Source organism: Erwinia tasmaniensis Et1/99 (genome assembly GCF_000026185.1).
Lineage (GTDB): Bacteria > Pseudomonadota > Gammaproteobacteria > Enterobacterales > Enterobacteriaceae > Erwinia > Erwinia tasmaniensis.
Window position 1 is genome coordinate 26,868 of record NC_010696.1, and the last position, 8,627, is coordinate 35,494.

The 8,627-nt window shown below is 39.0% G+C and carries 12 protein-coding genes; 4 read left to right on the forward strand and 8 right to left on the reverse strand.

What is annotated here, in order from left to right:
• Positions 1-197 precede the first annotated feature (197 nt).
• The 4 genes from ETA_RS00185 to ETA_RS00200 all read left to right on the forward strand — a co-directional run bounded on the left by ETA_RS00185 (position 198) and on the right by ETA_RS00200 (position 2,512).
• Positions 198-632 carry a hypothetical protein gene (locus tag ETA_RS00185; RefSeq protein WP_012443188.1) on the forward strand — a complete coding sequence of 145 codons (435 nt, stop codon included), beginning with the start codon at positions 198-200 and terminating at the stop codon, positions 630-632.
• Positions 632-1,450 carry a P-loop NTPase family protein gene (locus ETA_RS00190; RefSeq protein ID WP_012443189.1) on the forward strand — a complete coding sequence of 273 codons (819 nt, stop codon included), beginning with the start codon at positions 632-634 and terminating at the stop codon, positions 1,448-1,450. Before ETA_RS00185 ends, ETA_RS00190 begins: the two co-directional genes overlap by 1 nt.
• A 55-nt stretch (positions 1,451-1,505) precedes the next feature.
• On the forward strand, positions 1,506-2,057 hold the full coding sequence (locus ETA_RS00195) for a hypothetical protein (protein ID WP_012443190.1): 552 nt from the start codon (positions 1,506-1,508) through the stop codon (positions 2,055-2,057).
• Positions 2,058-2,158: 101 nt separating this feature from the next.
• Positions 2,159-2,512, forward strand: coding sequence for a hypothetical protein (locus ETA_RS00200; RefSeq protein ID WP_042958374.1), 354 nt, complete (start codon positions 2,159-2,161; stop codon positions 2,510-2,512).
• Between the two features lie 104 nt (positions 2,513-2,616).
• Here ETA_RS00200 and ETA_RS00205 read toward each other — a convergent pair whose 3' ends face one another.
• The 8 genes from ETA_RS00205 to ETA_RS00235 form a co-directional block, all read right to left on the reverse strand.
• Positions 2,617-3,318 carry a hypothetical protein gene (locus ETA_RS00205; RefSeq protein ID WP_012443192.1) on the reverse strand — a complete coding sequence of 234 codons (702 nt, stop codon included), beginning with the start codon at positions 3,316-3,318 and terminating at the stop codon, positions 2,617-2,619.
• Between the two features lie 41 nt (positions 3,319-3,359).
• Positions 3,360-4,352 (reverse strand): ParB/RepB/Spo0J family partition protein, encoded by a 993-nt coding sequence (locus ETA_RS00210; protein ID WP_012443193.1) that lies wholly within the window; start codon positions 4,350-4,352, stop codon positions 3,360-3,362.
• A 142-nt stretch (positions 4,353-4,494) separates the two neighbouring features.
• Complete coding sequence (locus ETA_RS00215; protein ID WP_012443194.1) at positions 4,495-4,797, reverse strand: hypothetical protein; 303 nt, start codon at positions 4,795-4,797, stop codon at positions 4,495-4,497.
• A 120-nt stretch (positions 4,798-4,917) separates the two neighbouring features.
• On the reverse strand, positions 4,918-5,082 hold the full coding sequence (locus tag ETA_RS19760; protein ID WP_157861752.1) for a hypothetical protein: 165 nt from the start codon (positions 5,080-5,082) through the stop codon (positions 4,918-4,920).
• 236 nt (positions 5,083-5,318) lie between these two features.
• On the reverse strand, positions 5,319-5,576 hold the full coding sequence (locus ETA_RS00220; RefSeq protein WP_042958385.1) for a hypothetical protein: 258 nt from the start codon (positions 5,574-5,576) through the stop codon (positions 5,319-5,321).
• Positions 5,577-5,673: 97 nt separating this feature from the next.
• Positions 5,674-6,249: a hypothetical protein gene (locus tag ETA_RS00225; RefSeq protein ID WP_012443197.1), complete on the reverse strand. Its 576-nt coding sequence runs from the start codon at positions 6,247-6,249 to the stop codon at positions 5,674-5,676.
• Between the two features lie 54 nt (positions 6,250-6,303).
• A complete protein-coding gene (locus ETA_RS00230; RefSeq protein ID WP_012443198.1) occupies positions 6,304-7,359 on the reverse strand; it encodes a type IV secretion system protein in 1,056 nt (351 codons plus the stop codon).
• A gap of 20 nt (positions 7,360-7,379) precedes the next feature.
• On the reverse strand, positions 7,380-7,628 hold the full coding sequence (locus ETA_RS00235) for a hypothetical protein (protein ID WP_012443199.1): 249 nt from the start codon (positions 7,626-7,628) through the stop codon (positions 7,380-7,382).
• Positions 7,629-8,627: the final 999 nt, after the last annotated feature.

Genomic DNA, 8,627 nt, shown 5'->3' on the forward strand with positions numbered 1-8,627 from the left:
TGCGTTAGTAGCATTATGATAGCAGAAGATTAGCGAATGGGTAGCATAAGGATAGCAAAGTGTGGTTGATTTATGCCTAGTGATAGCAAAAAAACACCTTTAAGATAGCAAAAGGATAGCAAAAGAGTAGCAAAACAGATTTGACAATTGCTCAATGTGCTGTAATATCTAGTCAGAGTTAGCAACGCGGGGGCTGTATGAACAGCGAAAAGCAAATTGAGTTTAAAAGCTATGAACTTACGGCTTATAAAAGAAAGAATATTGCTATCCTTCGTTCAATATTCCATGAAATTGAAGGTTATTTAATATCTGGCTGCACAAGGGATGATGTATATAATGCCCTAGCAAGTGATCCTTATAATCTTGATATGACTAAAGGGAGCTTTATTAATGCCCTACATCGCATCAGGGATGAAAGGAAAAAATCAGAAGCAAAAAACGAAAACCCGCTTAGCAGTGATGGGAGTCGTCAGGTAGTAAATGATAAGAATGATACAACGTTAAACACTGGTAGTTCTCAGTCTTTACCGAAAAGCACGAACGCATTTAAAGGAATAAAGACAAGTACAGCGCCGAAATATGAACATAATCCGGCACCCAATTTAGATGACCTGTTAGGGGGTAATAAATAATGGCTAAAGAAGCTAATTCAGTTGAAGATATGAAAACAAAACCGATTGCCGATTTAATTAAATTCATCGCAAACAGCGTTAACTTTGTGTGTACGGGTAAAGGTGGTGTTGGTAAATCTTACGTTGCTCAAACTCTAGGTCAATACTTTTTGCATTATAAGAAAGTACCAACTAGTACGGGTGATGCAGATCCGGTTAATGCCTCAACCTATCGGGTTAAAGCGTTAAACCCTGTGTTCATCAAAATAATGGAAAACAACACCATTTTACAAAGTATGTTTGATCAGGTCATGGATAGCATTGTAAATAATGACGATCAGACTTTTGTTCTTGATACAGGCGCATCAACATACATTCCATTAATGAAGTATTTCCACGATAACGATTTGATTGAGTTCCTATCATCTTTAGATCGCCCTGTATATTTACATACTATAATTGTTGCTGGTCAGGAGCTGCCTGATACGCTGGCAGGATTTACCTCATTGTGCGATATGGTTAAAGGTTCAAACGTTAAAGTTATTGCTTGGGTTAATGAAGTTAGTGGTAAGCCAATGGTAGAGAGTAAAGGTTCACAAATACCATTAGTTGAGACGCCGTTCTTTGATAAGTATGCTGATTCACTTGCTGGCGTAGTCGTTATTGAAAACAGAAATAGCGATGCTTTTGAGCAAGATTTAAAACTACTCACTTCGCAAAACTTAACGTTAGAAGAAGTTAAAAACAGTGACAAATTCAACGTTATGCAAAAAGCCCGACTTAACAAAGTTTATAAAGGGATTTATGAGCAGTTAGATGAAATCTATACTTTATCCTGATAACAAAATAGAAGCCTGAGCGATCAGGCTTTTTTTTAAATTTAAGGTATTAGATATGAGCGAAGAAGAAAATAAAATCACCAGTGTAGAAATCCCCTCTGGATTAAAACCTGTGCCAAATCTGACAGGTAAAGACCGTGATTTAATTAAGATGCTAAAACATCGTTATATAGAAAAAGGTATAAAAATCACAGATGATGATCCTTTAATAGCTATCATCTTAGGTCAGGATATTTTACTCGATATTTATGCTGCCACCCTTTCAGAAGATCTTAACTCTCGGTTAGATTCCATTATGGAAGGTTTAAATACCTTCCCTGTAAAGGTTAGTGAAGAACTTACTCAAAAGGCTGATGCTTATTTGAGTATGATTGAAAAAATAGATAATAAGTCTCAAGAGCATTTAAGCGGTGAGTTTGATAATTTTGCTAAGCGCGTATCTAAATATGCTAAAGATACAGAAACTCATATTCGCTCTTTAAAAGTTGATGAAAGAACGCCTGAGCCGTCTTTAAGTGGCATAAAAGTATTTGGATTGTGTTTCATTAGCTCTCTGATAAGTGTCTCCATAGCGCTTGCTGTGGGCTATCAATTATTGACGCATTAAATATTACCTCATACCTATAGCCAGCGCAAAAACGGACGAACGGCGCTGGCTGGGGAAAGGTAATATTTATGTATGTTGTATCTAATTTTAAAGGGGGTTGCATGAGCAAACTTACTGACAATCTGGAGTTGAATGATCTTGGTGGGGGTAACTTTCGTGGAGCAAAAACAATTGATGCCGCGAACGTTATAGGCAATAAAAAAGATTTATCAAACGAAGAGATTGATATTTTAATTGAAGCAGGTTACTACCGTGAAACAGGAAAATTTAAATCCGCAAGCGAATTAATAAAAGCGCGTATTGATGAGATTTTTTCTGTTATGGCGTTTGCGGCTGAGTCCTCAGATAAATGGCGACAAATAAACGAAGATGAAGCAGCCAGAAATGAGTTCATCAAAAACTATCGCAAAGGTGCGGCGGGTTTAGTTCAACGCGCTATGTTCGGTGAAAAATGAATTGTATTGTACAATACGATTTATAATTAATATAAAAGCCCTAACATGGGCTTTTTTTTGGTAAGAAGTTTAGAATTCCTTTGTTTTCGGACAGAGATTAAGAGTTAAATTTTCCTAAGAACAATTTTGATTACTTGTAACGCTAATACGGTGATCGCCTTTGGAAATACGTTATACAGGACAATTTCTCTCAGGCTCATATGTAAAGAAAGAGCTGGTAACGTGTCGCCTGTGATTAATTGATTAATTGTGGGGATCACACCGGCTATTACGCCAACCTGAGCAAATGTAATGAGCAATGGCACAAAAGCAACCAACACCCCTTTAGACGAGCTGAGCGGCGTTCTGGCGGGTTTATTTTCCTTAGCGGCTCTAACCTTAAACTTCCTGTTTACGCCCGTCTGAGCGTATTCTATAGCCGATTGAATGCGCTCATAACCTTCCAGATCTTTATCAAGGTCTGCGTAGGTATAAAATCCACGTTCTTTTGTTTTCTGTAGGGCATCCATTGCCAGTGGGTGATCACTATCAAACAACCTACTCATATCCCTACTATCAAGATGCCTTTTCGCCAGCGCTCGGCGGCGGTACTGAACCAATAAAGCAACGGAAGCAACAATGATTAGAACATCGAGAGAGAGAAGGGCGGTAGCGTGTTTAGTTACCATGTCACTTGTTAAACATGCAACGCTGTTTAAAGCGACCAGCAAGGCAATCAGACCAACGAGAACGGTGATGGCCATAATGTTCGTTTTACGGTTCTGCACCTCAACCATGCCGCGCAAAGTCTCTAAATTCGTGCTCATCTTCTCTCTCCTGTAAAAAAGGGGGCAGTAGCCCCCTATGATTACTTTCCTTTCAGCTCAGATTCTACCTGCTCTTGTAGCATTAGAATTGCTTTGTATTGTTCCTCGGAAAGCTCAAGGGTATAGCCGCTATCCGTTTTCTTGGCCTCAAAACCGAATACCAGACTAACCAAACTATCAGCGATGGCTTTTGATAAGCCTTTGGTTTTTGACTTGCCGGAGTCGCGCTTATCTGTTTTCCCCGTATCGGTTCCAGCGTTTGAGTTATCACCGTTCGTTGGTAAATCTGTACCTGATGCACCGCTGTCAGTTGGTAAATTTGTACCTGATTCGTTTTCATCCAATGGCTCTAAATTGCTTGGATCAGGCTCTTTTTTCGCCTTACGGCGCGTGGCTTCATACTGGCTCTGTGCTTCGGTGAATGAAATTTCGCCTTTTTGCACCTGAACCAATAACGGCTCCCCCCATTTATTTATAGCAGTCAATAACTTATATACATGAGGTACAGATTTACCAACGCGCTGGGCGATTTTTTCTACACTCCAACCATCGTTTACGGCATCCCGATAAACCACAGCCCTTTCAATCGCGCTTAACTGGCGTTTTTCGTTAGACGTCACACGGGAAAAATTGCGCTCAGTTTGTTCACCTTCTCCCTCAATGACATCAACCCACTCAATACCTGCGCCGTAAACGTCATTTGCACGATGCAGACCATAAAAGCGATGCTCCCCATCGGACACAAAAATTTTACCATCGCGAACGACAACGCGAATAGGGTCGATTTTAGGCTTGTTAGCGCTTGGGCCTGGCTTTGCAGCCTCCGCATAAGCAACCGCAAGGCCATCAATGTATTCAAGCACTTCAGGGCTTTCCCAATACTCTTCACGTTCAAGGAACGCGCCACGCGCGTTAAAGCCAGCCTCAATGTTGATTTCAGAGAGCAGAACTTTATAGCCATCAACGCGCTTAATCTGACCATCTTTCACTTTCCGTAACTTGCTCAAGCTATCAAGATTTTTTTCAGCCGCCATAACTAACCCCTTCGTTTATGTTTTAGGATGATTTTCTTAACTTCTGAAACTAGTATAAGTGCCATTTGGCACTTTTGCAAGCCCTAATTATATTAAATATAAAAAAACCTGCCGCAGCAGGTTGTTGTGATAACAGGGATGTTTAAAAACAGGATTCAATTTCGATCCTCATGTCCTGAGCAATAAACGCCAGAACTTGCCGGAGTTGTTTTTCATTGCAAATGAAAGAAGGGATTTCTTCGCGTGTAGCTGCATTAAGCCAGATATTACCGCGATAGGAAAATGAGCCATCATTATTAGCAAACATACTGAACATTGGTTCACTGCAATCATCATCTACACTAATCCAGATAAAATCGCTGTTGTGATCATTGCAAAAATCTAAATCAATAGAAAGTTTGCGAGACTTAGCAAAGTTAATTGTGGTTTTACTAATATGTTGCATACATCCTCCTGAATAAATCCGTGGTTCATCTAACTGACAACTTAATTATAGTGCCAAACGGCACTTATTGCAATCTAGTTATTATATTAAATATAAAAAACCCGCCGAAGCGGGTTTGAATTAGCGTATATTATTTTTTATTCTTTCCTGTATTTGCACCTCCGTTAAGTTATGTTTTGAATAGGCCATTGTCACCGCTTCTTTAAATGAGCTTGGGGTTAATGCTGTATCGCTATAAGTAAAAAAACGACACAGAAAACCCTCTGTTTGTGCAATGGTGCTCATACTACCCCCTACTGTTGATTTATTAATTATAATTATAGTGCCAAATGGCACTAAAAACAATAAAGGATTAACACATACAGTAAAAAAATATTTAGTTTCCAGCGGCGTATAAATGGCAGGGGAGGGGAGTATTAGCAGGATTCCACAAAGAACTCCGCTCACTGCTAAGCCGGGTTTTGATTATATTGAATATAAAAAAACCCGCTAATGCGGGCTGGGTTATATATGTAGATGGATTAATGATCGAAGCTGAACTGTTTCTTAAATTCCTGCTTCTTATCGTCTGCGTTATCTTTCTTCTTCATTTTTTCGACTTCATATATTGCGTCACAATCTTTTGCCTCTGAAGCTCCAGCCTTACATTTTGCCAACCCTTTAGCATAATCAGTAGCGTTTTCACTCTTCATATAAAAATCAATTTTTTCTTGTTTATCATCACAACCAGACAAGACAGTAACCACTACAAGCAAAGCGGTAATAGTTAAATATTTCATAGTACCCCCTTCAATCATAAATTCCTGTAAACACATCATATGTATAGAATCAATGGCCTAAAGTCAATCAGAACGGCGGCCTATCGTCCTGACCTTATCACTTTCGGGGAATGAAAGCCCCAACACTACGAGGCGATATGTCTTCCCCTCTTGCTATGGAAGTCCTGATGTTATTCATATCATGGGCTTTTTCAATTTCATTCAAAGAAACAAATATTCCATTAGCATTATCTTTAATATCGGAAACAACAAAATTATAAAGTTGTTTTTCTTCCTGAATTGAAGGGTGAAGGATAGTTGTCACACCTTCTAATGTAAGAACATCTTTCTTTAGTTGGTCTGTAGCTTCCTTATAGTTATTAATTATTTCATCCGTGGTCATGCTTTCAAATTTTTTCATGTTTGAAGGTGATGCCCAAAGAGGATCATCTTTATCAATATGCAAAGCAATATAATTACAAAGACCATCGACTTTTGATAGCATTTTGGTATTAGATGTAATTGTATCAAGCGTCGTAACTTGATCTTCTTTTGAATACCAGTCCAAAGCCCTATCAAACAGAGCTGCACCTGCATCTCTGACTTTTTGAGCCGTTTCAATAACGCGCTCAAGGGTTTTCTTTATATCTTGATGAGCGTAGGTGAATGATTCATTATCTTTTATATCAGACATTCAATCTCTCCCTAATTAAATTGGTTGCAGCCAGATTGTTCTGGCTGCAAAGGGTTAACCCGCTTTGACACCGCCACGCAACTTGCCAATCGCAGCACCTGCGCCTGAGATACCTTTTTGGATGCCCTGACCAGCTTCTGAACCTAGTTTAGAGGCGGTATTGAACATCATCGAACCTGTCTGATTAGCTGCTCCAGTGATACCACTGATACCCGTTCCTCCGGTGATCGTACTGACGAAAGAGGGGATTTGACCAATGATGAATACGCCCATAGCAAATGCAATCAGGGAATACAGCGCACCACCTAATCCCATTGCTGAGCCAGTAGGGAACTGCTTACTCATGAAGTTAATTAGAATGCTGATGGTCATTGTTATAAAGACATTTAATAAAATATAGTTAAATGCCTGACCTATCCATTGCTTTGTGAAACTTACTGTTTGTTCATACATCGCCATCATAAGATATAATGGCCCGATGATTAATAGCAAACCAACCATAAATTTAGCAATTAACATAGTTGCGGCAGCATATATAACAAAAATAGTTCCACCGACATAGAAAAGGATTAATGCCATTGATGCGGCTAAAATAGTAGAAATATCAGAATCCCATAAACTAAGTTCGTTAGTTGCTTCTAGTATACGTTTACCATTTTCATTGATCTGTTGGATAACACCTTCAAGACCAGAAAAAGAACCAGAAGAACCAACTAAAGCACTGGCTATTTCATCACCTGCATTCATAACAAATGGTACAACGGTACTTAGATACCAGCTCGCACCAGTTACGCCAGACATGATAACAACAAGCTTTAAGCCATTTAAAAGCATATCCATAAAAGCATTTGGATCACCTTTGAAATGAATAAGCCCCCATTTCCAAACAAAGTACAAACCAAAACAAGCCCCCATTAATGGGATAAATATAGAATTGATTTGACTAACATAACCACTAAGATTGTCAGCTATAAAACTTGTTAGTTCTTTATACATATCAGTAAGCATATTAACTGGTAGCTGGAAATCATTTCCATCAGCAGCAAACGATACTGACGGTAACAAAAGCAACCAAATAAAATTGTACTTAATATAATTATTTGTATTCATAATACCCCCTTCATACGCATTTACTTTTCTATAATTTTTAAATTTGGATGAGTATCTGAAAGCAAAAGTAGCATTTCATACTCCATCGGTTTTAATAACCTCTTATTATTGCTTCCTGCTTTTTGTATCTCCTTTTTACGCCATGAACTACCGTCTGCTAACCCAAACAACAATGCGATCTCTTCTGTAGAAAGGTCGGTACTCTCGCGAGCCGCCTTTACCTGTGCGGCACTGGGGGATATAAGCAAAAGCTTCGACTTTTCAATCATATGTGTTTTTCCCCTCCATCTAAATGTTAAGCATTTGAAAAAACGTATAAAATCTAATTCCTTATGATGCCGGAATCGATCTATACTTGCCTTGCCATAATACCCCCTTCGTATTTGGCATTATCTATAGCCACCTAGGCATATATTTCTGGGTGGCTTTTTTTTACCCTCGTCAATTCAGACTCCTTACAGGCTCTCTCTAAGGCTCCCTGTGAGCTTCTTAGCTTACAGGTAATGCAAACCCCCGATTAAGTCCATAAAACGCCGTGAGGCGTCTTACAGGGCGTTTTAGGCGATTAAACCAAATCGAAGCACTTCATTTAGTCGCCGCATTAGCATAGTGCCATTTGGCACAGATAGCAATGCTGATAATGACGGACTTCCTTTAGAAATTTATTAAAAAATAAAACATCAGCGAACGCGCTTGCGCGATCGTTGCATTATTTTCTTAATTCTTATTTTTTCTTTTTTCTAAACATAGATCTACTTACCTATATAATTTCCTTTCGCTTCCTTTCAGTGAAATTTACTCCTTTGTATTCATACAGATAAGCCGAGAATCAGGTACAGATTAACCAATGATGCGGTACAGATTTACCAATAATCAGGTACACATTAACCAACGAAAAGGTACATATTAACCAATCACTTATGATGCATCAGGTACAGATTAACCAATGGTGCGGTACGGAATAACTGGTTATCGGGTACAGTTTTACCAACGATCAGGTACAGATTTACTGTGGATAACTGAAAGGTTTTATTATCTGTGGATAACTTAGGTTCTGGTTCTGGTTCCACCCCCTCGTAAGCGCTGTTCGTTCCTCGCTCCGCTGCGGTACGCCTCAGCACTTACTCTGGTGCGGTCGCTGAAAAAAAGATTGTTTTGTACAAAACAATTAGCAAAATCACATTAGGTACAATGTTTGTGTTTTGTACCTCTATGTGCTTTACTCTGGCCTTAACTATAAAAAAGCAGTTCTGAAAGGGGGAGGGCAG

Bases quoted from the DNA above. Each gene is read 5' to 3' on its own strand.
- ETA_RS00185 (WP_012443188.1), top strand. From the start codon at position 198: ATGAACAGCGAAAAGCAAATTGAGTTTAAAAGCTATGAACTTACGGCT.
- ETA_RS00190 (WP_012443189.1), top strand. From the start codon at position 632: ATGGCTAAAGAAGCTAATTCAGTTGAAGATATGAAAACAAAACCGATT.
- ETA_RS00195 (WP_012443190.1), top strand. From the start codon at position 1,506: ATGAGCGAAGAAGAAAATAAAATCACCAGTGTAGAAATCCCCTCTGGA.
- ETA_RS00200 (WP_042958374.1), top strand. From the start codon at position 2,159: ATGAGCAAACTTACTGACAATCTGGAGTTGAATGATCTTGGTGGGGGT.
- ETA_RS00205 (WP_012443192.1), bottom strand. From the start codon at position 3,318: ATGAGCACGAATTTAGAGACTTTGCGCGGCATGGTTGAGGTGCAGAAC.
- ETA_RS00210 (WP_012443193.1), bottom strand. From the start codon at position 4,352: ATGGCGGCTGAAAAAAATCTTGATAGCTTGAGCAAGTTACGGAAAGTG.
- ETA_RS00215 (WP_012443194.1), bottom strand. From the start codon at position 4,797: ATGCAACATATTAGTAAAACCACAATTAACTTTGCTAAGTCTCGCAAA.
- ETA_RS19760 (WP_157861752.1), bottom strand. From the start codon at position 5,082: ATGAGCACCATTGCACAAACAGAGGGTTTTCTGTGTCGTTTTTTTACT.
- ETA_RS00220 (WP_042958385.1), bottom strand. From the start codon at position 5,576: ATGAAATATTTAACTATTACCGCTTTGCTTGTAGTGGTTACTGTCTTG.
- ETA_RS00225 (WP_012443197.1), bottom strand. From the start codon at position 6,249: ATGTCTGATATAAAAGATAATGAATCATTCACCTACGCTCATCAAGAT.
- ETA_RS00230 (WP_012443198.1), bottom strand. From the start codon at position 7,359: ATGAATACAAATAATTATATTAAGTACAATTTTATTTGGTTGCTTTTG.
- ETA_RS00235 (WP_012443199.1), bottom strand. From the start codon at position 7,628: ATGATTGAAAAGTCGAAGCTTTTGCTTATATCCCCCAGTGCCGCACAG.